This is a genomic window from Carboxylicivirga caseinilyticus (assembly GCF_050589785.1).
Lineage (GTDB): Bacteria > Bacteroidota > Bacteroidia > Bacteroidales > Marinilabiliaceae > Carboxylicivirga > Carboxylicivirga caseinilyticus.
This window is the reverse complement of sequence record NZ_JBNGOX010000002.1, coordinates 128,739-155,243: the sequence shown is the minus strand read 5'-3', so window position 1 is coordinate 155,243 and position 26,505 is coordinate 128,739. Positions and strand designations below refer to the sequence as shown.

Here is a 26,505-nt window from a genome sequence, read left to right as displayed (position 1 = left end):
TAAACCCATCACCTAAGTGCAGACTTTTCAAATTGGAAACAGGATGAGTTTAAGGGTAAATGTAAAGTGAGAAGATTCTAATTGTCAACTCTCTTGCTGCAATTTTGTAAAAAAAATTCAATTGATCAATAAGAAAGGATATAATTATCTACTTTTTTTATGTGATTTGACCGTTTTATTTAATTGCTTGTTGAATACTTCGATATGGTAGGATAAAGTAACATTATTGAATTTTTTTTGAATCTGTTCTAATCCTGCAATTTGTTGTTTGATAAATTTTTGATGTTGTGCCGAATTCGGATCAAATGGTTTATGACTTGCTGCTTTCTTTATTTTTTCCATTCGCTGGATGAAATCAAGGCCTTTATCATCAATCCACGAAGAGATAAACTTAGAGCGGATATAATCAATGGCTTCCTTCGAAGGATGCAGCATATCACTATCGAAGAAACGATAGTCGCGAAGGTCGTCTAACAGGATTTCATAAGCTGGAAAATAAAATAAATGATCAAATTTTGAACAAAGTTTTTCTATTGACAAGAGTAATGTTGCTTTGCTGATCTGATTACCATGAGCCCCATCTTTCCAATGACGAACGGGACTAACAGTTAGTATGATTGTCAGATTGGAATTGATTGCTTTTAGCTGCTTAATTAATTGACTATATGTCTCTGTAATTTGTTCTACTGATAGAAGAGATCTGCTAAAATGAGATGCCGGAAATTTATGGCAATTTGATACCACTTTTTCAGAGTCCTTCAGTTGATAAATCCAGGCTGTGCCAAATGTGAGAAGCAGATAGTCTGCATTATGGAGTACTTCGGTTCCCTTTTTTAGTGAATCATTAATGTTTTGTAAACATTGTTCCTTATTTGTATGGTTAAACTGACTGTGAAAGTCAAAGCTTTGCCATTGATCATTATGAGATATTAAGTCAGATAGCTCATATTTTTTGTTGCTTATTAGACGATTAATGGATTCTGAAATTGAAAAAGGATTGTATAAAACACCAAATGGATTAACAAGAGCATTAAAACCTGTTTCAGTGAAATAAGAACCTATGTTATTGGCAAAACAGCTACCCATAAATAAAAGTTGGGAGTCATAGCTCATTCTATCTTGTTGATGAGGTACATCAACAACGGTTCTGAAGGTTTCCATGATCAATTTTTTAGTGAAAATACAATTAATCTGGCTGATGAAACAAAAAAAGCCGCCTCGATTTCGAAGCGGCTTATATTATGATATAATAATTAATTACATAACTAGTTTGTAACCTTTACCATGAACATTAATGATTTCAACATTAGGTTCATCCTTCAAATGTTTACGAAGTTTGGTAATGTATACGTCCATGCTTCGTGCATTGAAATAGTTATCGTCAACCCAAATTGTTTTTAAAGCAAAATTGCGCTCCAATACTTTATTAGCATTGGTACAAAGTAATTTTAATAACTCCGATTCTTTTGTGGTTAATTTAATAACATCATCGTCATTAATTAATTGTTGCTTTTGTGTGTCGAATTTGAATTTACCCAACTGGTAAAATTCCTGAGCAACGTTACCACCTTTTGTGCGACGTAATATAGCCTCAATGCGGAAAAGTAACTCTTCCATGCTAAAAGGTTTTGTAAGATAATCGTCGGCACCTATTTTAAAACCCTGAAAGATATCTTCTTTAAGTGATTTTGCAGTTAAGAAAATAATAGGAATATCAGCGTTTACCATGCGAATATCCTTAGCCAATGAAAAACCATCTTTCTTTGGCATCATAACATCTAAAATACAGATGTCGTATTTTTTTGACATAAAAGCCTTATAACCTTCTTCTCCATCAGGCAATAAATCAGTTTCGAAGCCTTTTGCTTCAAGGTACTCTCTCAGGAGCATTCCAAGGTTCTCATCGTCCTCTGTTAAGAGGATTTTATATTCTTTTTCCATTCTTTAATGTTTTTAGAGGTAGGAATATGTCAAATTTAGTGCCAACCTTAAGTTCGCTCTCAACTGATATTTCACCGCCATGGTCTTCAACTATCTTTTTTACATAAGCTAATCCTAAACCAAAGCCTTTAACATCATGAACGTTACCGGTTGGTACACGGTAAAATTTCTCAAATATCCTTTTGAGGTTATCCTTTGATATCCCCATCCCATTATCTTTTATCGAAATTACAATTCCGTTGTTTTTATTCCAAGTTTTGACGTATAAAACCGGTGCCCCCATTTTATATTTCACGGCATTGTCAAGCAAGTTATAAATAACATTTGTAAAATGCACATCATCAACGCTAATAATGCTGTTTTTCGCTTCTAAACGTTCAATTATTTTACCGTTTGCATTTTCAACCTTTATTCTGAAGTTGTTGGTGACATTATGAATAAGGTCATTAACATCAATGTTCTTTAATTTTAAGCCTTTCTTGCCTTTTTCAAAAATGGCCATCTGAAGCACCTTTTCAACCTGAAAACTCAAACGTTTACTTTCATCCTGTATAACACTTGATATGTGCATTAACGTTTTAGGAGTTTTGATCACACTACCATCTTTGAGCATTTGAGATGCCAGAGAAATGGTTGAAATAGGAGTCTTAAACTCGTGAGTCATGTTGTTGATAAAATCGTTTTTTATCTGATCGACTCTTTTTTGTCTTACAATGATCATGATGGTGATAATTGAAAGAAAGATCATGATCAAAGTAAATGCTGCCGATGGAATAACCAATCCTAATGATTCCAAAATAGGATTAGGTATTTGTATAAAATGAACTTTTATAAAGTTGGCTTTTGCATGTATGTCGTTCGGAAACAGTCTTCTTTGGTAAATTTTGTACTGCTCAGGGTTTTCATTAAAACTTTCGGTCTGAAATGCCAATTCTCCTTTTTGATTGATGATGGCGTATTCATATAGGAAAGGAATGCCTCTGTCTTCGAATGCCTGGAAGAGATATTGCTGAAGACGCATGTTATCAATGCGATTTTCAATCGGCACATCCTGCAGCAGCGTTCTCAACAATGCATCATTTTGTTTATTGAAGCGGTTACGCAATTCGTTTTGAATAGTCATCATGGTGCTTGTTAATGGATCTGTACGTCCAAAAACACCTTTAGATGTTCTTCCCTGAAAAGTGGTGGTTAGTGAATCCTGTTCATAAGTAGAAACATCATATTGTCCGCGAGAAAAGTCTAATTCCAGTGAAATGCGAAATTCTTGCTCTTGCTTTAATAAATCTTCATTGTTGTTTCTGAAATATTTAGTGTCGGGTTGCAGGTTTTGAGGGACTTTGCTTTGTGGTTTTGGAGCCACCACACTTCTTGATAAATGAGAGATCTCATCATTTTCAAGTCTGGCTATTACTTCATCCATTGCCTGAATCACCAATTGATCGAAATGATCTTCTTTCAATTTAGTGGCATTCATAATCCATAACGTTTGGATATATGTTAATCCAATTAAGGAAATTGCCATTACAATGGTCAGTATCAGTATTAATTTCTTACTCATATAACAAAAATAGCAGGCTGAATGAATATAAAGTTGTGTTTAACATTAATTAACAGCGAATTAATTAGTTGTAGAGTAAAGATAATTGGTCGTGAATTGAGTCATTTATCAGGATGAATTTCAGAAATAGTGATCGGTTTAACAGAAAAATCAATTGTAATTTTTCAAAACAAGTTTACTAAAAAATCAAATAAAAACACTACTTGTCTTTCTGATAAATTAAGGTTAGTTAATACTGTCAGGTTAATTCGATATGCTCCAGAGCCTGATGAGCGGCATTTTGTTGTGCTTCTTTCTTCGAATATCCTTCACCTTCGCCAAATAATTCTTCGTCAATTAATGCTTTTGCTTTAAATTTTATGGTTGTTTCTTCGAAAGTGTGTAGTTCTTCGGTAATAAAGTTAACAGTCTTCTTTTGTTTTTGCCCCCATTCAATTAATAATGATTTGTAATTATTATCCTCCCTGGCAATTTTGGGTAAATCAATATAATGATTGATTATTTTTTCAGAAACAAACTGTTTACACTTGTTATAACCTTTGTCGAGATATACGGCCCCAATCAGGGCTTCCAGAGCATCTCCCAATATACTTGTCTGGGAAACATCGAGCAACGACTGTGTTTTAACCCATTTGTGCAAATCCATTTCTAAGGCAACGGAGTTAAGCAATGAGCGATTAACTATGCGTGACCTGGTTTTCGTAAGGAAACCTTCATTTTTATGCGGAAAATACTCATACAATACTTCAGCAACAATGGAACCCAAGATGGCATCGCCTAAATACTCCAGGCGTTCATTGTTCATGTATCGTTTGGTATGTGCGTCCTTAAGCATAGCCGATTTATGGATCATGGCCTGCTCATAAAGTTCTATGCTGGACGGGGTTAATCCGGTAGTGTTTCGGATAAAACCATAAAACTTCTTCCCTCGAAAAGGAAGAAGTTTTATAATGTGCAAAAGTGGTTTAATCAAAACTACTTTTTTACAAAGCTTTAAATACCACGGATGCGTTATGACCACCAAATCCAAAAGTGTTTGATAAAGCAACTTTTACTTCACGTTTCTGTGCTTTGTTGAAAGTGAAATTAAGCTTGTTATCAATCTCTGGATCATCTTCAAAGTGGTTGATTGTTGGAGGAACAATACCATTTTTAATAGCTAAAATACAAGCTATTGATTCAACAGCTCCTGCAGCTCCTAACAAGTGACCAGTCATAGACTTTGTTGAACTGATGTTCAAGTCATAAGCGTGATCACCAAAAACCTCTTTGATGGCCTTAGATTCGGCAATATCACCAAGTGGAGTAGCTGTACCATGTACATTGATGTAATCTACTTCATTCGGATCAGTACCGTTATCTTCTAACGCATTCATCATAACTTTCTTGGCACCCAATCCCTCAGGATGTGGGGCTGTTAAGTGATGTGCATCAGCAGTCATACCAGCACCTACTATTTCACAGTAGATATTGGCTCCCCGCTTAATTGCGTGCTCGTATTCTTCAATAATTAAAGAAGCACCTCCTTCTCCCATCACAAAACCATCACGTCCTTTATCAAAAGGTCGCGACGCTGTCGTTGGATCGTCATTACGGGTTGACAAAGCCTGCATTGAATTAAATCCACCCACACCGGCTTGATTAATTGCGGCTTCAGAACCTCCTGTAACAAACATGTCAGCTTTGCCTAAACGAATAAGATTATACGCTTCGCCAATGGCGTTAGTAGAAGATGCACATGCCGAAACAGTGCCGAAATTGGGTCCGCGGAATCCATATTTCATAGAAATATGGCCCGGGGCAATATCAGCAATCATTTTCGGAATGAAGAAAGGGCTGAAACGTGGAGTTCCGTCCCCTTGAGCAAATCCTGTAACTTCTTGCAAGAATGTAAGCAAGCCGCCAATGCCGGCACCCCAGATTACGCCAACACGATCAGCATCCAATTTCTCAGGATCAACTCCTGAATCGGCTACTGCCTGGTCGGCAGCAATCATAGCGTACTGGGCATAGAGGTCAAGTTTCCTAACCTCTTTGCGATCAAAATAATCATTGGCGTTATAGCCTTTTACTTCGCAAGCGAACTGAGTTTTGAACTTGGAGGCGTCAAATTGAGTAATAGGGGCACAGCCACTTACTCCATTTATCAAGCTATTCCAGTATTCTTCTACTGTGTTGCCGATCGGCGTAATGGCTCCTAGTCCCGTAACAACAACTCTTTTTAACTCCATAACTACTCTTAAAGTATCCTACTCGTTCTTACTTAGCGTTCTCTTCAATGTAAGCAATAGCGTCACCTACAGTTCCGATATTCTCAGCTTGATCGTCTGGAATTGCAATGTTGAATTCTTTTTCAAATTCCATAATCAATTCTACAGTGTCAAGAGAGTCAGCACCCAAATCATTGGTGAAACTAGCTTCTGGTGCAACTTCAGTTTCGTCAACTCCCAACTTGTCTACGATAATTGCTTTTACTCTTGATGCAATGTCTGACATAGCTTTAAGTTTTTTAAATTAATACTAATAAAATGTTATAAAACAACTTTGCAAAGAAATACATTTGTGGATAATAATTCAAACTTCATGTAAAGAAAATACCAATTAGCCTATAAATTTTCCTATTTTTGCACCTTGTTTTGGTGTAAAAAAATACGTGTAAAATTAAGATAATGAAAAAGATAGTGCTTTTTGCATCGGGGTCTGGATCGAATGTAGAAAACATTGCAAAATATTTTGAAGAGAAGGGGACGGTCGAAATAAAAGGAGTGTTTTGCAACAACCCAAATGCCTATGTTATTGAGCGTTGCGATAATTTAGGTATACCATGTAGGGTGTTTAGTCGAAATGAATTCAGGGATAACCTAGAGATATTGAATGAGTTACGAGAACTTAAACCGGACTTAATTGTTTTAGCAGGATTCTTATGGTTAATACCATCGGCATATATTCAGCAATTTTCTGATAAAATTATCAATATTCACCCAGCCCTTTTACCAAAATATGGAGGCAAAGGAATGTATGGCCATCATGTTCATCAATCTGTGGTTGATAACAAAGAGAAGGAGTCTGGTATTACAATTCATTATGTGAATGAGCATTATGATGAAGGACAGGTAATTAAGCAGGTGAGTTGTAAGGTTGAACCTTCTGATTCAGCTGATGATGTTGCTGCCAAAGTACATGAGTTGGAATATATATATTTCCCTCAAACAATTGATGAATTGTTGAATGCATAAAGTTTGATATCAATCAAATAAAAAAGAGGCCCAGTTTTGAGCCTCTTTTATTTTTTAAAACTTAGAACTTATAAATTTTGAAGTGCAATACTGTCAATCTTTGATTTTAATGGTTCAATAAATGACTTGAAACGAGCCATGTTCGCTTCTTTTACGGGTTCTACAGAAGGAGCTTCCACTTTTAATGGGTCAATTGGACTACCGTTTTTATAAACTCTGAAATCGAGATGCGGACCCGTTGCAAGACCTGTTGAGCCAACATAACCTATTAACTGACCTTGACGCACATATGTTCCTTGTGAAATGCCTTTAGCAAAGCCTTTTAGGTGCATATAAACAGTTGTGTATACACTATTGTGCTTAATTTTAAGATAATTTCCTCCACCATTTTTCTGGTATCCTTTTGCAAAAATACGACCATCTCCCAGTGCATAGACAGGTGTTCCTGCTGGAGCTGCATAATCGATTCCATGATGAGGACGACGTATTTTGAGTACCGGGTGCAAACGACTATTGGAAAAACGACTGCTGATTCTTGAAAATTTAAGGGGAGCTTTCAGAAACGCTTTTCGGAGGCTTTGTCCATTTTCGTCAAAGAAATTCCAGACACTATCTTCTTCAAAATTAAAAGCATAGAAATCTTTTCCTCTGTGATGAAATTGAGCTCCGTGGACCTTGCCAATACCTATGCTTAAACTATCCACAAATTCTTCATCGTAATACACTTTAAAATAATCGCCTTTCTCAATGCCAAAGAAATCTACTGTCCAGGCAAAAATCTCGGATAATTCAATGGCTAATAAAGGATTGAGGTTGTTGTCGGACATTGCATTCCATAAAGAAGAGTTAATAACTCCTGAGGCTTCTTTTGAGATGCGAACGGTCTCTTTTACTCCGCGATATACCTGAATGGAGTCTTCGAGTGAGACAACCATATAATCGGTATTGTCAATTTCGTATACAAAATGCTCCAGAGTGCGCAATGTATCCTGACTTAAAAACAGTGAATAGTTATTTCCAACTTTAATTTTTCTGACATCAAAAACTGGTTTTGTTCTTTCCACAATTGTATTAATAGTTGGGTAATCAACACCGGCTTTTAAGAATATATCGGCTAAAAATTGGTTGCGTTTTACTCTTTCTTTATCAACTATAAAAGAGTCTAATGGAATGCCATATAATAATTCTGGTTCAGGCACCACAACAACATTCATAGAATCCAGAGTTTCTTGTGTTACTACAGATTTAGGATGTTGGTATCTGCTGACAAGTAGAAAAGTAAGTGGAACTAAAATTATTACAACTATAGCGATAAGAAAAAAAGTCTTCTTCTTCATTTTAATTTAATAATAAGGGTGAATTGTCAGGGTAAAAAAAAGCGAGACCTTAATCCGACTTTTCTTTATAGCCCCTAAGTTAAGATTTTCTTGCTTAAATTTTAATTTTATCGAAGCCTTGTCCGTAAACTCCCATTACCGTTCCAACAGTAATAAAAGCATCGGCATCTATCTGCTTCACTACTTTAAATATCATTTGAGTGTCACTTTTTTTTGCAATAACCATCAATACTTTTCGATCTTCGCCGGAATATCCCCCTGTTCCATGAAGTATGGTAAGTCCTCTGTTGGCATCAAAAATCACTGATTTTTGTATCTCTTCTGGTTTGGTTGATATTATGAAGAACTGGACAGTTTGTTTGTTTCCTGATATCACTAAATCTACTGTATAGGCTACGATAGCCATGGTCATAAAACCATAAACAACGGTCTCGATGGATGAAGTCTGTACAAGAAAAAACGAAGAGGAGATAATGATAACATCCATTGCAAGAAGCAGTCGGCCTAAACTGATGTTTTTATATTTATTAATGATCATGGCAATAATGTCTACTCCACCGGTACTTCCGCCATTAACAAAGACGATGCCAGCGCCTAATCCTCCTAAAATACCACCTATAATGGCATTCATCATTAACTCAGAAACGATGGGTGCATCAAAAAAAGGTCTCATTAAAGATAAAAGCCCTGAGAAAACCAGAACGCAATAGATCGTTTTGATGCCAAATGAGGCCCCAAGTACTTTCATGGCAATAAGAATAAGGGCAATATTGATTACTAATGAAGTTAAACCTACATCCCAGCCAAAAAGAAAAAACAGAATAGTGGAGGCCCCGGTTAAGCCACCACCTACTATTTTAGCCGGAATAAGAAATCCGGTCCACCCAAGAGTTCCAATGGCTAATCCAAGAGTCAACATCAGGTAACTTCGTAGCTCAGATAATATTTTATTGGTAGTCATTATTTTGTACTTATTTATTATTAATGGGTGGTTTGGTATTACAAAAACTGCCTGATAAAAATATCAAGCAGTTTGATTGTATCTGACGTAATTCTTAGTCAGTAGAAAGTTAGAAAACAGTGAATGTTAATTACTAACTTCTATCATCTAACATCTGGATTTATCCTACAACAATGTTGATGATCTTTTTAGGAACCACAATTACTTTGCGAATGGTTTTTCCTTCTATCCATTTGGCGGCTGACTGATGAGCTAATACAGCTTCTTCAACTTGTTTTGGATTCATATCTGCCGGAAGATCGATTTTAAAACGCATCTTGCCGTTAAATGAAACCGGATAAGTAACGGTTGACTCCACCAGATGACTTTCGTTTAATTCGGGCCATTGAGCATCTACAACGGAAGTTGTATTTCCTAACTGGCTCCATAATTCTTCTGAGATATGTGGAGCAAAAGGAGCTAATAGTGCTAACAGAGGCTCTAAAATCTCACGTTTGTTACATTTAAGATCATTTAAGTCGTTCACGCAAATCATAAAGGCACTAACGCATGTATTAAAAGAGAATCGTTCCACATCATCGGTAATCTTTTTAATGGTGCGGTGTAATACTTTTAATTCGTCAGGAGTTGCTTTATCGTTGCTTACTGCTAATTGATCACTGTTATAGAATAAACGCCATGTTTTTTTTAGAAATTTATGAACACCATCTATTCCGTTCGTATCCCAAGGCTTACTTTGCTCTAAAGGACCTAAGAACATCTCGTATAAACGCAAGGTGTCGGCTCCATATTCTTCAATGATATCATCAGGATTAACTACGTTATACATCGATTTCGACATCTTCTCTACTGCCCATCCACAGATGTATTTATCACCTTCCAAAATAAATTCAGCGTTAGCATAATCCGGACTCCATTTTTTGAAAGCTTCTATATCTAATTCGTCGTTGCGAACGATGTTAACATCCACATGAATTTCTGTTACATCATAGTCTTTACGAAGGTTGTACGAAACAAAAGTGTTGCTTCCTTTTACTCGATATACAAAGTTAGAACGTCCCTGAATCATTCCCTGGTTGATCAGCTTCTTGTATGGCTCGTCTTTGATTACGGCACCCATATCGTATAAGAACTTGTTCCAGAAACGTGAATAGATCAGGTGACCAGTAGCATGCTCAGTTCCTCCAATGTACAAGTCAACATCCTGCCAGTATTCGTTAGCCTCTTTGCCTACCAAAGCTGTATCATTCTTTGGATCCATGTAACGTAGGTAATAAGCCGATGATCCGGCAAAACCAGGCATGGTATTTAATTCCAAAGGATAACCATCTTCGGTTTGCCAGTTTTTAGCACGTCCCAAAGGAGGTTCACCTTGTTCGGTAGGTAAGTATTTATCAATTTCAGGTAATGTTAATGGTAATTTTGACTCATCCAGCATATAAGGCATGTCATCCTTGTAATAGACAGGGAATGGCTCACCCCAGTATCGCTGGCGGCTGAAAATAGCATCGCGAAGGCGGTAGTTTACTTTTACCTTACCAATTCCTTCAGCTTTAATATATTCTTTTGTTTTAGCAATACCTTCTTTTACGCTCAGTCCATCTAAGATACCTGAGTTAACCATGGTTCCTTCTTTTGAGTCGATGGAATCATTCCAGGTTGCCGGATCAGTTGCTTCACCACCTTCAGGAATTACCACCTGACGGATAGGTAAATCGAAGTGTTTAGCAAAAGCAAAGTCACGGGAGTCGTGGGCAGGAACAGCCATAATAGCTCCTGTTCCGTATCCTGCCAATACATAATCGCTGATCCAAACCGGAATTTCTTCTTTGGTTAATGGATTGATCGCATATGCTCCGGAGAAAACACCACTTACTTTTTTTACTTCAGCCAAACGTTCTCGTTCGGTACGTTTTTTGGTCTCTAAAATATAAGCATCAACGGCAGCGCGTTGCTCGGAAGTGGTTAACTGATCGACCAATTCGCTTTCGGGAGCCAAAACCATAAAGGTAACCCCGTAAACAGTGTCGGCGCGGGTGGTAAAGATTTCCATCTCAACATCCGATTCTTTTACTTTAAAAGTCATCTCAGCACCTTCGGAACGACCAATCCAGTTGCGCTGTATTTCTTTCAAAGAATCGCTCCAATCCACATTATCCAAACCGGTTAACAGGCGTTCGGCGTAAGCAGAAACACGCAACGACCATTGGCGCATTACTTTTTGCTCAACCGGATGACCTCCGCGAACCGAAACACCTTCTTTCACTTCATCGTTGGCTAAAACAGTTCCTAAAGCAGGGCACCAGTTTACCATCGTATCTGCCAAGTAAGCCAAACGATAGTTTAATAATATCTCTTGTTGTTCCTTGTCTGATTTAGCTTTCCATTCGTCGGCAGTAAATATCAACTCTTCGCTGCAAGCCAGGTCTAATCCTTCAGTACCTGTTTGGGCAAATACGTCAACCAATTCGCTGATAGGGCGGGCTTGCATAGCCTGGTTGCAGTAATAGTGGTTGAACATTTGAATAAATGCCCACTGTGTCCATTTATAGTAATCCGGATCGCAGGTTTTAACTTCGCGATCCCAATCATAACAGAATCCAATTTTATCGAGTTGCTGGCGATAACGGTTTAGGTTATTTTCGGTAGTAATAGCCGGGTGTTGCCCTGTTTGAATAGCGTATTGTTCTGCTGGTAATCCGTATGCATCGTAACCCATTGGGTGCAATACGTTAAATCCGTTTAATCGCTTGTAGCGGCTGTAGATGTCGGAAGCAATGTAACCCAGCGGGTGACCAACATGCAAGCCGGCTCCCGAAGGATAGGGAAACATATCCAATACATAATATTTAGGGCGGCTGTTATCAACCTCTACCTTATATATTTGATTGTCGTTCCAGAATTTCTGCCACTTTTGTTCCAGTTCCTTAAAATTGTATTCCATAATATAGTTGAATGGTCGTAATTATTCACTTAATATTCAGGCTGCGAAATTAGTAAAACTTATCCTTTTTTACAGAAGTAAGGGGTGAATAACAAATGATCTGTATCAATTTCTATTATAGAAAAGAGAAAACAGGAAGGAAAGAATGGGTAAATGGAAAAGGGCTGCCCGGATGAAGAGGCAACCCCATTACTAACTATGATTGTGTATTATTTAATAAATAATTAAATCCGCGAATGGAGACTTTTCTTTTTTGAATTTGATATCTTCTACTTTAACCCAAACTTCGTTTATAGAACTACTGTGATAGGAATTATTACCAGAGGGCCTAAGAAACATGCCTTTAAATGTCATGGTATCTTTATTAATTTCATAGGTGTAATAATTTGAATTGTTACATAGTTTTCCATTATAGGCATGAATGGTAACAATATTTCCGTCATCGTCAGCCAAATATTTACCACCGTTATATAGGCTACCTTTTTTATTGAATGAGACAAATAAGTTACCGTCAAATTTCATGTATCTGGTAAATGCATCATTTGTTGATATTTCAGTAGATCCACTTTTAACTAATTGCCATGTGCCAATTAAGTAGTCCGGTTTATGATACTTGTTTTTCGTGGTCATCCCCATGCTAATGATAAATACAGCGATGGCTCCAAACAGTAGAGAGAACATTACTTTTTTCATAATACTTTTGTTTTGATTAAACATGAGACCTGCCTGATCAAAAAAGTTAGTCACCTTTTCTTTTAGACTGGATGAAGGGTTTGTTTCGTTAGGTTCATTTAAAACATCCAAATCATATTCCATTGCTTCAAGAAGAGCCCGCACTGTATACATGCGAGGATGTACCTGATTCGATTCAATTCGTTGAAGTGTTCTGATGTTTACATTGCACTTTTCAACTACTTCGGATTGGGTGAGTCCTTTTTCTTTTCTGAGTTCTGCAATTCGGGTTCCGATAGGTTTTTGATTCATAGCGGTCGTTTGTTTCAAAAGTATTAGACTTGGGTTAAGGGGTACAATATTTGGATTGACTTATACACGGCATTTATGCGGCATTTATTTGCAAGGTATTTAAATATAGTGGATTAGATCGCAAGCTAAAAAGAATCCTTTTTTAGGATCTTTCCATTTTTCAGGTAGTAATTAATGGCAGTCTCCCACCAGAGCATAGAAGAATTAAAGTCATTTACCAGTTGATTTTGTATATAATGGTTCTGTTTTTCATTGAGCCCTGTGTATAGATATGTAATGTAAGTATAGGTTTTATTTTCTGATACAGCTTCAAGTCGAATGTTGATTCGTACTACATTTTCACCCGGTGTTAACCGAACAAATTCAATCTGATACCTCTCCTGATCGTGTTGAGTAACATGCCAGATTGTTTCCGACTCTCCGTGATGAGGTGTGGCAAAAACACAGTTTTCTTCAACTACCCCAGATTTTGAATAAATCATTCGGTATTCCCACCCATCTAACCAGTCTTTTTCGCGAACAGGGCAAAGAAGTGGAAATACCTTGTCAATTGAAGCAATATTCGTTTGTATGTAAGAAAAGGATTTTTGAGTGGATTGACTTTTGGGGCTCATCATTTAGGTGTTTTCGTCTTTGTTCTTTCGATTAATGTTTTATAGTCTTTTTCAAGATTCCTTAAGGATTTAATATCTGGTAATTCATTGTTCTGATAGTTTATAATCATTTGTTGGGTAATCAGGAGTTTCAATGCAAGTGTATGATCACCAAGTTGATTGGAAAGTTCAGTAATGGATGTTATTGTCCTTTCGTGTTGGCTTACTTTACTTTGAAAGCTTTTTTCTGAGATATTGAATATTCTCTCAATTTCCATCCTTAATGTAGTATCATTAATTTGACGGAGATAGTCATTTACTTTATGGTAATATAAATCATTATTGTTTTTATATATGTTATATGCTTCCTGGCTGTCGATAGTAGAAACTTTAATTTGACTAATATCATTCATGAGGTTCTCAAGATCAGTATCTTTTTCTTTTGCCTCATTAAATAATTGTTCTATGACATTCTCAGAATACCTCTTACCAAAGCTCTTAAGCTCTGTTTCAATTTTTGTTTGTTCAAAAACTTCAGGGGTTTCATTTAGAGGTTCTTTAAGGCCAATAGTTTTTTCGTTTGAATGCCTAGTGTTGCAGCTAATAAAAATTACAATACTTAATAGGTAAAGAGCTTTTCTCATTAGGGTTAATTATTTAGTTTTTCTTCTATTAATTCTTTAACAGCTTGAATAGCCTCATCCTGATAAGAGTCTGAATTATCAAGCATATCTTTCAATTGGACATCGTTATATTTTGAAAATTTTTGTTTAAACGTATTGGTAAGGTTCTTATTTTCCAATTCAATTTCAGACTCACTTTTAGGTGGAAAAAGTTTATTAATGAAATTTCTTGTTTCTTTTTTATTGAGAAGAATTAAGGCTAATAATGCATATGCAGAAACTGGTTGTATTTCAATTTTAATCATACTTCCTAAGCTAAATATGAATAGATAAGAGAAATTTGTAAACTGAATAAAATTAAACAAGCCTGTTATTAAGATAAGAGCAAGAGTGGTTTTTACATGATTAATTTTAAATATTTTAAGAAGAGTTATTGTTATAATTAATATATAGGCTATTACATTTCTCGTCTCAAATGGACTGGGAGTAACTATTTTTTCAATTACTCCATAAATTGAAATGATTGCAAGGTAAATTATGATTAAATGAACTGAGTATCTTTTTATAAGAGTCATTGGTGAATTTCTATAAAAATGAAGTTGATATTCCAAACCACAGATTATTAATTCATCACAATTTGTGATAACCTTAATAATCTATGGTTAACATTGATAAATGTAGTTTTACTTACTCCACTTATCCATCATTTCTTTATAATATTCCTGCAGAACAAAGAAGGCTTTTTTCTTGGTTCCTTTTTCAGATATTAATCCTTTGCGGTTCCAGCCGTCTTGTATTACGGGACGCATACGACGTGGGGAACGGAAGTCGGCCAGAATCCACGGTGACATACCCCTCAACTGAGGAATCTGGCGAAGCATGGCAATGTTTTTTATATAAAGGTCTTCCTGGAATTCTTCCGACCAACGATCTAACTTATCACCATGAAGGCCTTGCAAAGCACCACCTCCGTACTCAGAGATAAATACAGGTTTGTTATAATTAATTTCCCATTGCACCCGTTCACATTTTTCGGGTAATCCATCATACCAACCCACATATTCGTTAAAACTGATGATATCGACATAATCCATAAAAGGATCATCAATGCCCAATGTGTTTTCTTTTCCTTCTACTCTGTTTTTCTCCAAAGCAGCACTTATAAGGCGGGTGTTATCCAAGTTACGTGCTGTGGCAGCCAGGTTTCTCAGAAATTCCAATCGCACTTCACTTCGAGGTGTTTCATTTGCCATGGACCAGATAATCACCGAAGCCCTGTTTTTATCGCGCATCATCACTTCTTTTAACTGTTTTTCTGCTAATAAATAGGTGTCATGGTTTTCAAATGGAATAGTCCAGTAAACCGGATTTTCTTCCCAAACCAGAATGCCCATTTCATCAGCCATACGTAGCATATGTTCGTTGTGTGGATAATGAGCCAGTCTAACAAAGTTACAACCCAGTTCTTTAGCCCATCCTAAAAGTAATTCGGCATCTTCTTTACAATAGGCTCTTCTGCCTCCTAACGGATTTTCTTCATGAATACTTATTCCTCTCAGGTAAACACTTTTATTATTAAGTAATATATCGGAGCCTTTTACTTCAATTGTTCTAAAACCAATTTTATCATTCAAAGTATGATTTCCATATTTTAAATTAATAGTATAAAGTTTTGGATTTTCAGGTGACCAGTAACTAATGTTTTTTGCCTTTATCGCAACAGAGACTATTCCTTCGCTATTGGTTGTTAAGGTTTGATTGATCTTCAACTCCGGTATTGAAATAGCTACTTGTTGATTGGCTTTGTCATCGCCATTTAAACTAATGTAACCTTCAATCAAACCTGCATTCCCTTTTTGAAGCTGAATTGAATAATCAGCAATATAAGTCGATTGAGTTTCGATTAAATCAACGTCGCGGGTAATACCACCATAATTCCACCAGTCGGTATTTAAAGTAGGAACCGCTTCTTTTTTGCGTTTGTTATCAACTTTCACCACAAGGGAGTTGTCTTTTTCTTTCAAAAGATTCGTCACTTCGAAATAAAATGGTGTAAATCCACCTTCGTGAAAGCCCAGTTTTATGCCGTTTAAATATATGTCAGCACGATAGTTAACCGCCCCGAAATTGAGAAATATTCGATTGGTTGCATTTTCTTTTTTATAATCAAATGTTTTACGATACCAAACGGTTCCTTCGTAATAAAACAGGTTTTCTTCCTGTGAATTCCAATCGCCCGGAACATATAAAGTGGGAGAGGTGTCGAAATCGTATTCGTGTAAATCAGATCTGTCGTTGGGTTTTAAATCCAGAAAAATGGCTTCGTTGGTAGGATGTTCTTTCTGGTCCCGGGGTTCGTATCGATAATTATAATAACCACTTTCATAAACATCTACAATATAATGCCATTTGCCATTAAGGGTGGTTGTTTTTCTGTTGGGGATATTCTGAAATACGTTTTGAGCAATGGAAATTCCAGATAAAAGTAGAATCCCGAATAAGATCAAGATTTTTTTCATAGTGCTGATTTTATATGCTTGGTTCAATAGATGATATAAATATACTATTTGTTTATTAGTTAACAGGGCTGTTGTCGGAAGTAATTAACAAAGGTGAGATTGAGATTGCAGAGTTACATACATATTGATTCAACCAATTAACTTTATGTACTTCTAAATGCTTTGAAAAGGCTAGTAGCTAAAGGCTAATAGCTAGTCGCTTTTATTTCAAACTTCTGCCTGCTGCCTTATGACTAAATACTATAATAAGCAATCCTATACAATACTCCATCTTCCGAGTGTGAATTTTCATCCCTTATAAAACTCAGCTTGTCTTCATATCCTAACTTATTAACCAGTCACAGACATAGAGCATCCACAATGTCATCAGACTTTACATCTTTTCGTTTGAACTGTTGAAAGGCTTTTTGATAGACAGGTATGATGTTACTATCCCATTTTTGAAGGATTTCAAGGCGTTCAGTTAGCCCTTGTGGTGTTGATTTTTTAGAAAGTAAAATACCTTTATTAAGGTTGTTAAAACAAAGTTCGGGATGACTTTCAATAAATTTCGTTTCAGTTTCGTCTTGTGTCAGATATTCATCCAGCTCTTTAATTTTATACTTGATGTTGAGAGTTTGTATCGACAAACTTTTACCTTCTGTTTCAATATTCAACTGTTTGGCTTTATTAAAGTCATTCTCATAAACTGCAGCCTTACAGGGTACATTAAAAACAGTGGATCCACGTTTTGGGAGTTGTTTTCTTAAAGTAGCATCAATAGTTCTGGGAAATCCTGGAGTTGATAAACCCATGGGCATATCAATTAAGATACGCTCCATGGGAGGTATGCTTTACATCATCTGGTTGATGGATGAAAAGATTTCGATGTTGAATTTATCGTTGGCATAATAAGCAACGATCCAACCGAAACGGCATCCATCAACTCCAGCGATGTTCATTTATTTAATTTCAATTTGTGTGCTGGCGCTTTTTAAACCTTTACCACTAACAGTTAGTTTAGCGCTACCTGCTTTATTACCACCCGACTGAACCAAAACAACCAGTTTACCATTAAATAGTTTCATGGTTGGTTGATGGAACATTTCCAACGATGTTGCATCACCGTTACAAGCTGCGCGATAGCTTGCATCGCCACTTACTTTAAACTTCAATTGGTTTTGTGCTAACGGACAAGGTATACCGTCTTTATCAACAACCGATACGGTAACATAACTCAAGTCCTCTCCATTGGCAGCAAGCACCTTTTTGTCAGCATCCAAAACTAACTGATAAGGTTTGCCAGCCGTTTTTATTTCTTTTTCTTCGGCTATTTTACCATTATCATCAAAAGCAACCACTTTAAGGGTCCCCGGTTCATACTTAACATCCATCCACATTAGACGGTATCGATCCAGTTTGGTTGAATCATTTTTTGTACGAACGCCCTGACTTTTCCCATTTACAAATAGTTCTGCACTTTTGTAACTGGTGTAAACAAACACTGGAGTGATTTCGCCTTCGCGACCTTCCCAGTTCCAGTGGGGAAGGATATGTAAAGTTGTTTCATTGGTGTTCCAACGACTGCGATATAAATAATATCTGTCTTTGGGTAATCCGGCTAAGTCACAAATGCCAAAATATGAACTGCGCGACGGCCAATAATTATCGTAAGGTGTTGGTTCGCCCAGATAGTCAAAGCCGGTCCATACAAATTCACCTAATACCCAGTCTTTGTCATCCTGCAGAACAAAATCATCTTCAGGTATATTTGACCAGTTACAGTATTCAAGATCATATGAGGAAGATTGGTAATCGTCGTATTTTTTATCCGGTCCTTTAACTACAGGAAATTTATAAACACCACGCGAACTAACCGTTGAAGCAGTTTCGGAACCAAGAATAAAACCTTGCGGGAAGCGTTTGTAGGCTTCATCATACAGGTGAACACGATAATTCAATCCTGGAATATCCATGATGGCACCGAAGCCTGATTCCATTACAGCTTTTACCTGGTCCATACCAACGGTAACAGGGCGGGTTGGATCTTCGCGGTGGAAGATATCCTGCAACCACTTGGCACGTTTCACTCCATCCGATCCCCATTGATCAGGTACTTCGTTTCCTGAACTCCACATGACAATGCATGGGTGATTACGTGTTGCATGAACCAGATTTACCACGTCTTTTTCAGCCCATTCATCAAAATACAGGTTGTAGCCATTTTTGATTTTTGGTTTTTTCCACTCATCGAAGCTCTCAGCCAGAAACAGGAATCCCATTTCATCGCAAAGTTCAAGTTGTTCAATGGATGGCATATTGTGAGATGAACGAATGGCATTACATCCTAAATCTTTAAGTATCGTTAACTGGCGACGAAGAGCCGATTTATTGATGGCTGTTCCAATAGGCCCTAAATCGTGATGCAGACAAACACCTTTGAATTTGGTAGGTACATCATTCAACAAAAATCCTTTCTCGCGACTATATTCAATTTTTCTGATACCAAAACGAATAGTTTCGCTGTCTTTTAATTCATCACCTTCAAATAGATTAAGTTCAGCTGTGTATAAATATGGATTCTCAGGACTCCAAAGATTTGGTTTTTTAACAGGAATATTTTGTTCCAATTCATCTCCAAAACGGGCATCTGTTTTGCTTGTAGCAACCTGATTGCCCTTAGCATCTTTGATAATAGTTTCTATTCTGACATTCTCACCATTAACCTTTGATTGGATAGTTACTTTGGCCAGATCATCAGAAATATATGGTGTGGTTATAAAATGTCCCCAATGTTGAAAGCTGGTTGCATCTTTTACTATTAATTGAACTTTTCGATATAATCCTGCTCCGGGATACCATCTTGAAGAGAAGGGATAATTCTCAAGACGCACAGCCAAAGTATTCTGTTCGTCTTTTTTAATGTAGTCAGTTATGTCGAAATAGAAGTAATTATAACCAAAGGGCCATCCTCCCACTAATTCACCATTTACGTATACTTTGGAATTACTCATGGCTCCGTCAAATGCAAGCAACACTTTTTTATTGGATGTCAGAACATCGAGGGTAAAAGTTTTGCGATACCATCCAACACCAATGAAAGGTAATGCTCCGGTACGACCGGTTTTCTCGGTAGCAACTTTTTCGTTGTTCTGAACAATTTTCACAGTTTGTTTATCTACTTCTTTATCGAATGGGCCATAAATTGCCCAATCGTGAGGTACAGAAACTGATTGCCATTGGGCATCATCAAAATTTGTTTCATTGGCATTTTCAACATCGCCCTTGTGAAACTTCCAATCGCTTTTAAAATCAATTGTTTGGCGTGTTTGGCTGAATGATGTTGCTGTGAAAGCAGTTATCGTAAGAAATAAAGTTACTAATGATATAGATTTCATCTTGTCAATTCTTCTTTAAAAAGTATGATTTTGAACGGGCAAAATATAATACTTTCCTCAAAGATCAAATGGAGAAATTGGTTGATTTGGTACATATTTTTGTTCATTTGTCCCAAATCAGCTATATAAACAGACACAGGTCGCCTACTTAAGCGACCTGTGTTGAATTATTACATTGGTAAATTATTTATCTTTTGGTCGGGTATTAATACTGAATGGTAAATACAAAGGACAAAAACTTATCAGGCTGGTTAGTAAAAATACAATAGCTAGTATAAGTAATACTGTTCCCAGTGTGCCTGTAATTACATTAGTCAGATATAAAACGGCAATTGCTGCAGCAATAATAAATCTTACAATTTTATCTGCTGATCCCATATTCTTTTTCATACTCTTAATTTTATTAGATGATCTAAAAATGAATTATGCCTGTTCAACAGATTAAAATTTAAATTGTTTAAATTAAGTTAGTTATCTTATTTTTCTATTTTAAACCAATCAAAATCGGTATAGTTGGAAGAGTTGTTATCGGGTGATGTTGAAAATACGCCCACTTTTGCACCTACCCAACGACCTTCTTTAGCAATAAATGGTTCTCCAAAGGGTATGAATTTTTTACCATCACTGCTATAACTGAATTTGCAAATTACTACAGGAATAATAGAAGATGGGTCTTCAGGATGAACTTCAACTTTTAAATAAACCGAATTGCTTTTAAATGGAACGGCTTCAACCAGGGTTTCGGATTTACCTTTGTTGGCGTCAAAGCATTTGGTTTGTGTTATTTGATATCCATCGGTAGTTTTTTCAAGTGCGATATAAGAGTAATCCATGCCAAAAACTACGAGTCCTGCTTTCTCTTTTACATTGTTGGCTATAAATTTTAATTGGGTTGATGCGGAGAATTTGGGCGCTGGTGTTTTCTGTAATAACAATCTGCCAATATCCCATAAATTCATTGTCTCTGAGACTTCTTCAGGAAACAATCGGAGCCATCCTGGATTTTCTGTCAGACTATACCAGTTGCTATTGAAATTACTGTTCCATTGCCATTGCAAGCCTAATTGTGTTGATTCAAAGGTGTCGCTGGTTTGAGGTGTCATTAACGGATAAGAGGCACCAATATTCGGTTTGGTATATTCTGTTACAGGCTCACCTATTCCATTTGCATCGTAATCAACCCCCATTTGTGGCCAGTCATTTTCCCATTTCATCGGATTGAGATGTACCACTCTGCCGTAAGCATATCGATCTTGAAAATGTATGAACCAGTCTTCGCCGGTTTGTGTTGTAACCCAACCACCCTGATGAGGTCCGTTAATGTTTGTACTTCCTTGTTCTAAAACAATTTTATCCTCGTAAGGGCCGTAAACATTTTTTGATCGCAGAACTGTTTGCCAACCAGGTTTTACTCCACCTGCCGGTGCAAAAATGTAGTAATATCCGTTTCTCTTATAGAATTTGGGACCTTCAATAGTTGGGTAATCTTTTTGTCCATTAAAAACAATAGTGCTTGTCTCCAATACCTCGGTACCTTCTTCGTTCATGGGACATACCGCCAGAAGACTTTTAATGCCACTACGGCTGTTAGCAAAGGCGTGAACCAAATACGTTTTTCCATCATCATCCCATAAAGGACAACAGTCAATCCAACCGGTTACTTTTTTTATGAGGCGAAGAGGTTCCCATGGCCCTTCTGCCTTTTTTGCCTTGGTCATAAATACTCCCCTATCCGGATCTCCAAAATAGATATAGAATTCATTGTTGTGATAACGGATGCTTGGAGCCCAAATGGCATTGCCATGTTGTGGCTTGTTAAATGAATCGTCAGGGTATTGAATAGCTGCATGTGCAATAAGTTTCCAGTTAACCAAATCTTTTGAATGAAGTATTGGTAAACCGGGGAAGTTGCTGAAGCTTGAGCTGGTCATATAATAATCGTCGCCCACCCTGATTACATCAGGATCGGAATAATCAGCATAAATAATTGGATTTTTATATTTGCCATTGCCAAGATCAGATGTCCAGACAGATGAATTTTGATTCTGAGAAATTGTTTGGATAAGAAATCCAAAAGTCATTATCATTAATAACAGAATGGCCTTTTTCATTGAATTTGAGTTGTGATTTGCAGTATTGGCAAGTTAATAAAATCAGAAATATCAATTTGATTTTGAAGATTGTATTAAGGGGCTGAATAGATGTTTATGGGTAGTCAAATGTTCAGCTAGTTTTAATGTTGCGTTATCTAATTGATACATATATAGATGGTTATGATTGGATTGTGTTGTTTGTTTAGAATTATTTTTAGTGCATTTCTTCTTAATATTAGGTAACTTCAAACGATTACTTTTATTTGATATGTATCTTTTTTTTCAACGATTTATTACCTGGTTGTTTTTTATACTGCTTGGTTTCTCTAGCCTTGCAAGTAACAGAGAGATTAAGCTGCAACAGTTATTCTCTGAAAAAGGATTACCTGGTTCCATCGTAAGCTGTCTTTACGAAGATAGTTTTGGATATATATGGTTTGGTATTGAAGCTTCGGGTTTGTATCGGTACGATGGAGTTAATATTCTTCATTTTGCTCATCAGAATAATTCTGAAAGGCCACTCACCAATAATTTTGTTAATGTTGTTACCGAGGATAAAAAAGGCAGACTTTGGGTTGGTACAACTGGAGGATTAGATTTGTTTGATTCTTCGGGAGAATTCATTCAACATTTTCTGACAGAAAACAATGAAAAAGTAAATGCTTTGATGGAGAATCAGGCTGGAGACATGTTGATTGGAACAAACAGTGGTTACTACATGATGTCTGATTCCGTTACAATTCCATCTAAATTGAAATTGCCGGGGAACGGTTCTGTTAGGGTCAGATGCTTGAAGATAAATAATGATGAGGTTCTCATCGGGTCTACTCAAGGATTATTTATTCAAAAAGAAGGAAATGTAAAACGTATAAAATCAACTTCACATCTCGATATTATTTCCCTTGATATCAGGTCAGGCTTTATCGTTTTAGGCTCATCCAAAGGAGTTTTTGTGCTTGAAAATGAGTCGGGATTGATTCATCAGGTTCAAATTCATCAAAAGAATTTATATAATGATGGTAAAGTTGGTATCCGCAAGCTTTTTATTGATTCTAATGATCGATGGTGGGTGGCAACCATGCAATATGGCCTAGTTTGTGTTGATGAAAAGGATCTGGATGATCAGTATCAGTTTACAGGCACAATCAAAGTTAACGGATTAAAAACCGGAACAATCACGGATATGATTGAAGATCGCAATCATAATGTTTGGGTTGCTTCCAAATACGATGGTTTATTTATATATGATCAGCGTTTACAGTTGTTCGAGGGAGTATCTATAACACATCCTGAAAAGAATCTTTTTGTGATGTCAATTTGTGAAGATGGAGACAGTGCCTTATGGTTGGGGACACGGACCGAAGGTTTATTTAAAATTTCAAAAGGTTCGAAAGTACCTAAGTTTGTTCATCCGGGTAATATGCCTTTTGATCAGGTTAGAAGGATAGAAGCCCTATATTTCGATAATAAGAAACGCCTATGGATTGGATCTGAAACAGGTGTGTTGATTACAGATACGAAATTCAGCAGTCTGGAATTTCATCCGGTTAAATCTGTTTGGACTTTTGGAGGCGATGCAGCTGGTAATGTTTGGGTGGCAACTTCCAAAGGACTTTTTATTTATGATGAAAAGGTAAAACAATTGGTACGTTTCCACTCTGTAAAGCACGATGGTTTTTTCAATTCCGAAGTGCAAGCTGGAATTATCCAAACTACAAAAGACGGATCACTTTGGTTAGGAACTATGTTTGATGGACTGTATCGATACCTGCCGGAAAAGGACAGTTTAATTCATTACTCAACCAACTCTGATCTTCCACTAAGCGATAATAGTATCAGAGCTTTTTATGAAGATGTTCGTCAGCGGATTTGGATTGGAACCCGATCGCAGGGATTAAATTGCCTGGATTTGAAGAACGATACAGTGATGGTTTTTTTAAAACAGAATGGGATGGCTTCCAATGCCATTTATAATATTCTTCCCGATAACAATAATAATATTTGGTTGGGGACTGATATGGGCCTTGTCAAGTTTAATATTCTGGATTTTTCGGTTGAGAATTTTAATCAGGAATATGGTTTACCAACATCAGTTTTTGAACCCCGGTCTGCTTTAAAATTAAGAAACGGGCAATTGGCATTAGGTTATTATGATGGATTAATTTGTTTTTATCCTGATAGAATAAAAAAGATTTCGAAAGAATCTCCTTTGATGGTGACTTCCGTAATGGCTGGTGGGGAGGAAGTGAATCGCAATCTATCCGGTAATCATTCTTTAGAATTGAACTACCTGCAAAATCAATTGACATTCAATTTTGCACTGTTGGATTATGCAATTGCATCCCGAAATAAATATCGATATAAATTGTTAGGATTCGATGAAGAATGGCAAGGACCAACTGAATATACAGTTGCTCATTATACCAATCTGAATCCTGGTGAATATCAATTTATTGTGGAAGCTACAAATTATCAGAATGATTGGAGCGAGACACCTGTTGTAATTAATGTAATAATCCACAAACCTTACTATGCAACGGTTTGGGCCTATTTGCTTTATGCTTTGTTTTTTGGTGTTGTAGTTTTTATTTCGATACGAATAATAGGTGCTCAGATTAAGTTAAAAAGACAGGTGAAACAGACGAAGGAAGAGTTGCAACGAACGATTGATCTTGAAACTGCTAAAATCCAGTTTTTTACAAATGTTATTCACGAATTTCAAACGCCATTGACATTAATTCTGGCACCGCTGGAAAAGCTATTGGCAAAGATGTCTCAGAATATAGAAACGCAAAGATATGCTGATGTTATTACAAAGCAGATGCATCATCTACAAAATTTGATTGGTGAATTATTACTTTATAGGAAGGTTCAGTCATCAACAGGGGATTATAGACCTAAATATGGTAATATAGAAGATACGGTACTCATTACTATTCAGGAATTTCAGGAGCTTGTTCAAAGTAAGCGGATTGTGTTGAGCTATACTTCTGAAGTTGATCAGGGAGATATACTTTTCGATGAAGATAAAATCATAAAGGTTCTGAACAACCTTCTGATGAATAGTGTAAAGTATTCTCGTGAGGGTGGCAGTATTCATATATTAATAAAGACGATTAGCTCAGATGAATTGGATGAGCATATTATATCAACAGGCTTTTCAAAACGAAACTTAAGTAACAACTATATTAGTGTCAGCATTTCAGATAATGGATCAGGAATGACAGAAGATGAGGTTAGGCAGATCTTCTCAAGGTTTTATCAAAGTAACAGTAAAGGATTGGGAGCCGGTATTGGTCTTAGCCTTGCAAAAGCCTTGATAGAGTTGCACGATGGATTTATTCATTGTGAAAGTAAATTAGGTGTTGGTAGTACCTTTTCGTTTTATATTCCAATGTTGGTTGATGGTCATAATACTGTAAAAGCAAAACCGATTGTTGGGCACCCGGTAACTTCCACTTATAAGGAAAGTAATAGCTCTGAAGAATCTGATATGAGCAGTTCAACAGGAGCATCTGTTCTAATAGTTGACGATAATGAAGATTTACTTTCATTTTTAAAAGAGAATCTGTCAGGAAAATATCAAATCCTGACTGCTACAAATGGTCAGGAAGGACTTGATTCAGCAGTTGAGAATATTCCGGATTTAATAATTACCGATGTTGTTATGCCTGTACTCGATGGCTTTGAACTATGTTCTCAATTAAAACAAATGCCGGCTACATGTCATGTTCCAGTTATAATGCTTACCAGCGAAAGTGATCAGGATTCAAAGATAATGGGTATGAAACATGGAGCAGATGAATATATTCCAAAGCCTTTTAGTCTCGATTATCTGGAGATTAGAATAAAGGGCTTGTTGCAGCTTCGTAAGAATATTCAACAATCATTAATAAATGGTGTGATTCCGTCTCATAATTCAGGATTGTCAAAATATGATCAGGTATTTGTTAAGAAGTTAAAAGCAGCCATGATGTCTAATCTTTCAGAGCCTGACTATGGTGTTGAACAGTTGGCTGGTGATGTAGGTTTTAGCCGAACACAGTTGAATCGTAAAATAAAAGCTATTTTAAATCAGACTCCAACCGAGTACATTTATAACTTACGACTTGCAGAAGCAATTCGTTTATTACAGGAAGACGGTCTGACAGTGAGTGATACTGCTTACCGCACCGGTTTCAAGAGTCCTGCCTCTTTTAGTACCGTATTTAAAAATAAGTATGGCTATTCACCATCTCAGGTGAAATAAGATATTTTGATAAAAGAGTAATTTCTTAGTCGTTACTTCTTCTTATTAGTGTGGGTAAATCATCCATGCAACTTGCATTGAAATCTA

Annotated in this window: 20 protein-coding genes; 2 read left to right on the top strand and 18 right to left on the bottom strand. The window is 36.6% G+C overall.

What is annotated here, in order from left to right:
- Positions 1 to 144: 144 nt before the first annotated feature.
- From ACRD62_RS01785 to ACRD62_RS01760, 6 genes are all read right to left on the bottom strand, one after another.
- Positions 145 to 1,161, bottom strand: coding sequence for a GSCFA domain-containing protein (locus tag ACRD62_RS01785; RefSeq protein WP_430818402.1), 1,017 nt, complete (start codon positions 1,159 to 1,161; stop codon positions 145 to 147).
- A gap of 96 nt (positions 1,162 to 1,257) precedes the next feature.
- A complete protein-coding gene (gene rprY / locus ACRD62_RS01780) occupies positions 1,258 to 1,941 on the bottom strand; it encodes a response regulator transcription factor RprY (protein ID WP_321405682.1) in 684 nt (227 codons plus the stop codon).
- Positions 1,925 to 3,502, bottom strand: coding sequence for a sensor histidine kinase (locus ACRD62_RS01775; protein WP_430818401.1), 1,578 nt, complete (start codon positions 3,500 to 3,502; stop codon positions 1,925 to 1,927). Before ACRD62_RS01775 ends, rprY begins: the two co-directional genes overlap by 17 nt.
- Before the next feature lie 238 nt (positions 3,503 to 3,740).
- On the bottom strand, positions 3,741 to 4,475 hold the full coding sequence (gene rnc, locus ACRD62_RS01770; protein ID WP_430818400.1) for a ribonuclease III: 735 nt from the start codon (positions 4,473 to 4,475) through the stop codon (positions 3,741 to 3,743).
- A gap of 10 nt (positions 4,476 to 4,485) precedes the next feature.
- On the bottom strand, positions 4,486 to 5,733 hold the full coding sequence (fabF, locus tag ACRD62_RS01765) for a beta-ketoacyl-ACP synthase II (protein WP_430818399.1): 1,248 nt from the start codon (positions 5,731 to 5,733) through the stop codon (positions 4,486 to 4,488).
- Positions 5,734 to 5,761: 28 nt separating this feature from the next.
- Entirely contained in the window at positions 5,762 to 5,998 is a 237-nt protein-coding gene (locus ACRD62_RS01760) for an acyl carrier protein (protein ID WP_212214682.1), read from the bottom strand.
- A 173-nt stretch (positions 5,999 to 6,171) separates the two neighbouring features.
- On the opposite strand from ACRD62_RS01760, the gene purN reads away from it, so the two are divergent.
- The gene (purN, locus tag ACRD62_RS01755; protein ID WP_430818398.1) at positions 6,172 to 6,738 is read left to right on the top strand and encodes a phosphoribosylglycinamide formyltransferase; all 567 of its coding nucleotides are present in this window, start codon (positions 6,172 to 6,174) and stop codon (positions 6,736 to 6,738) included.
- A 68-nt stretch (positions 6,739 to 6,806) separates the two neighbouring features.
- Here the strand turns inward: purN and ACRD62_RS01750 are convergent, their stop codons facing one another.
- The 12 genes from ACRD62_RS01750 to ACRD62_RS01695 all read right to left on the bottom strand — a co-directional run bounded on the left by ACRD62_RS01750 (position 6,807) and on the right by ACRD62_RS01695 (position 22,187).
- Positions 6,807 to 8,075, bottom strand: coding sequence for a M23 family metallopeptidase (locus ACRD62_RS01750; protein ID WP_430818397.1), 1,269 nt, complete (start codon positions 8,073 to 8,075; stop codon positions 6,807 to 6,809).
- A 94-nt stretch (positions 8,076 to 8,169) separates the two neighbouring features.
- Positions 8,170 to 9,036 carry a YitT family protein gene (locus tag ACRD62_RS01745; protein WP_430818396.1) on the bottom strand — a complete coding sequence of 289 codons (867 nt, stop codon included), beginning with the start codon at positions 9,034 to 9,036 and terminating at the stop codon, positions 8,170 to 8,172.
- Between the two features lie 160 nt (positions 9,037 to 9,196).
- Positions 9,197 to 11,980 carry a leucine--tRNA ligase gene (gene leuS, locus ACRD62_RS01740; RefSeq protein ID WP_430818395.1) on the bottom strand — a complete coding sequence of 928 codons (2,784 nt, stop codon included), beginning with the start codon at positions 11,978 to 11,980 and terminating at the stop codon, positions 9,197 to 9,199.
- 213 nt (positions 11,981 to 12,193) lie between these two features.
- Positions 12,194 to 12,964 (bottom strand): helix-turn-helix domain-containing protein, encoded by a 771-nt coding sequence (locus ACRD62_RS01735; protein WP_430818394.1) that lies wholly within the window; start codon positions 12,962 to 12,964, stop codon positions 12,194 to 12,196.
- A 125-nt stretch (positions 12,965 to 13,089) separates the two neighbouring features.
- On the bottom strand, positions 13,090 to 13,581 hold the full coding sequence (locus ACRD62_RS01730) for a hypothetical protein (RefSeq protein ID WP_430818393.1): 492 nt from the start codon (positions 13,579 to 13,581) through the stop codon (positions 13,090 to 13,092).
- Positions 13,578 to 14,201, bottom strand: coding sequence for a hypothetical protein (locus ACRD62_RS01725; protein ID WP_430818392.1), 624 nt, complete (start codon positions 14,199 to 14,201; stop codon positions 13,578 to 13,580). The genes ACRD62_RS01730 and ACRD62_RS01725 overlap by 4 nt, the downstream gene beginning before the upstream one ends.
- Before the next feature lie 5 nt (positions 14,202 to 14,206).
- Entirely contained in the window at positions 14,207 to 14,791 is a 585-nt protein-coding gene (locus tag ACRD62_RS01720) for a hypothetical protein (RefSeq protein ID WP_430818391.1), read from the bottom strand.
- A gap of 72 nt (positions 14,792 to 14,863) precedes the next feature.
- On the bottom strand, positions 14,864 to 16,699 hold the full coding sequence (locus tag ACRD62_RS01715) for a glycoside hydrolase family 2 protein (RefSeq protein WP_430818390.1): 1,836 nt from the start codon (positions 16,697 to 16,699) through the stop codon (positions 14,864 to 14,866).
- 338 nt (positions 16,700 to 17,037) lie between these two features.
- Entirely contained in the window at positions 17,038 to 17,520 is a 483-nt protein-coding gene (locus tag ACRD62_RS01710) for a DUF429 domain-containing protein (protein ID WP_430818389.1), read from the bottom strand.
- A gap of 120 nt (positions 17,521 to 17,640) precedes the next feature.
- On the bottom strand, positions 17,641 to 20,076 hold the full coding sequence (locus ACRD62_RS01705; protein ID WP_430818388.1) for a glycoside hydrolase family 2 TIM barrel-domain containing protein: 2,436 nt from the start codon (positions 20,074 to 20,076) through the stop codon (positions 17,641 to 17,643).
- Positions 20,077 to 20,259: 183 nt separating this feature from the next.
- The gene (locus tag ACRD62_RS01700; protein WP_430818387.1) at positions 20,260 to 20,466 is read right to left on the bottom strand and encodes a YgaP family membrane protein; all 207 of its coding nucleotides are present in this window, start codon (positions 20,464 to 20,466) and stop codon (positions 20,260 to 20,262) included.
- A gap of 86 nt (positions 20,467 to 20,552) precedes the next feature.
- Positions 20,553 to 22,187, bottom strand: coding sequence for a glycoside hydrolase family 43 protein (locus ACRD62_RS01695; protein ID WP_430818386.1), 1,635 nt, complete (start codon positions 22,185 to 22,187; stop codon positions 20,553 to 20,555).
- Between the two features lie 250 nt (positions 22,188 to 22,437).
- Between ACRD62_RS01695 and ACRD62_RS01690 the strand changes: the two genes are divergently transcribed.
- Positions 22,438 to 26,418: a hybrid sensor histidine kinase/response regulator transcription factor gene (locus ACRD62_RS01690; RefSeq protein ID WP_430818385.1), complete on the top strand. Its 3,981-nt coding sequence runs from the start codon at positions 22,438 to 22,440 to the stop codon at positions 26,416 to 26,418.
- The last annotated feature ends 87 nt before the right edge of the window (positions 26,419 to 26,505 follow it).

Excerpts from the sequence above, each read along its gene's own strand:
- leuS (WP_430818395.1), bottom strand. The coding sequence starts at position 11,980 with ATGGAATACAATTTTAAGGAACTGGAACAAAAGTGGCAGAAATTCTGG.
- ACRD62_RS01725 (WP_430818392.1), bottom strand. The coding sequence starts at position 14,201 with ATGAGAAAAGCTCTTTACCTATTAAGTATTGTAATTTTTATTAGCTGC.
- ACRD62_RS01705 (WP_430818388.1), bottom strand. The coding sequence starts at position 20,076 with ATGAAATCTATATCATTAGTAACTTTATTTCTTACGATAACTGCTTTC.
- ACRD62_RS01730 (WP_430818393.1), bottom strand. The coding sequence starts at position 13,581 with ATGATGAGCCCCAAAAGTCAATCCACTCAAAAATCCTTTTCTTACATA.
- ACRD62_RS01775 (WP_430818401.1), bottom strand. The coding sequence starts at position 3,502 with ATGAGTAAGAAATTAATACTGATACTGACCATTGTAATGGCAATTTCC.
- ACRD62_RS01760 (WP_212214682.1), bottom strand. The coding sequence starts at position 5,998 with ATGTCAGACATTGCATCAAGAGTAAAAGCAATTATCGTAGACAAGTTG.
- ACRD62_RS01715 (WP_430818390.1), bottom strand. The coding sequence starts at position 16,699 with ATGAAAAAAATCTTGATCTTATTCGGGATTCTACTTTTATCTGGAATT.
- fabF (WP_430818399.1), bottom strand. The coding sequence starts at position 5,733 with ATGGAGTTAAAAAGAGTTGTTGTTACGGGACTAGGAGCCATTACGCCG.
- ACRD62_RS01735 (WP_430818394.1), bottom strand. The coding sequence starts at position 12,964 with ATGAATCAAAAACCTATCGGAACCCGAATTGCAGAACTCAGAAAAGAA.
- rprY (WP_321405682.1), bottom strand. The coding sequence starts at position 1,941 with ATGGAAAAAGAATATAAAATCCTCTTAACAGAGGACGATGAGAACCTT.
- ACRD62_RS01750 (WP_430818397.1), bottom strand. The coding sequence starts at position 8,075 with ATGAAGAAGAAGACTTTTTTTCTTATCGCTATAGTTGTAATAATTTTA.
- ACRD62_RS01785 (WP_430818402.1), bottom strand. The coding sequence starts at position 1,161 with ATGGAAACCTTCAGAACCGTTGTTGATGTACCTCATCAACAAGATAGA.
- ACRD62_RS01700 (WP_430818387.1), bottom strand. The coding sequence starts at position 20,466 with ATGAAAAAGAATATGGGATCAGCAGATAAAATTGTAAGATTTATTATT.
- purN (WP_430818398.1), top strand. The coding sequence starts at position 6,172 with ATGAAAAAGATAGTGCTTTTTGCATCGGGGTCTGGATCGAATGTAGAA.
- ACRD62_RS01710 (WP_430818389.1), bottom strand. The coding sequence starts at position 17,520 with ATGGAGCGTATCTTAATTGATATGCCCATGGGTTTATCAACTCCAGGA.
- ACRD62_RS01695 (WP_430818386.1), bottom strand. The coding sequence starts at position 22,187 with ATGAAAAAGGCCATTCTGTTATTAATGATAATGACTTTTGGATTTCTT.
- ACRD62_RS01690 (WP_430818385.1), top strand. The coding sequence starts at position 22,438 with ATGTATCTTTTTTTTCAACGATTTATTACCTGGTTGTTTTTTATACTG.
- ACRD62_RS01745 (WP_430818396.1), bottom strand. The coding sequence starts at position 9,036 with ATGACTACCAATAAAATATTATCTGAGCTACGAAGTTACCTGATGTTG.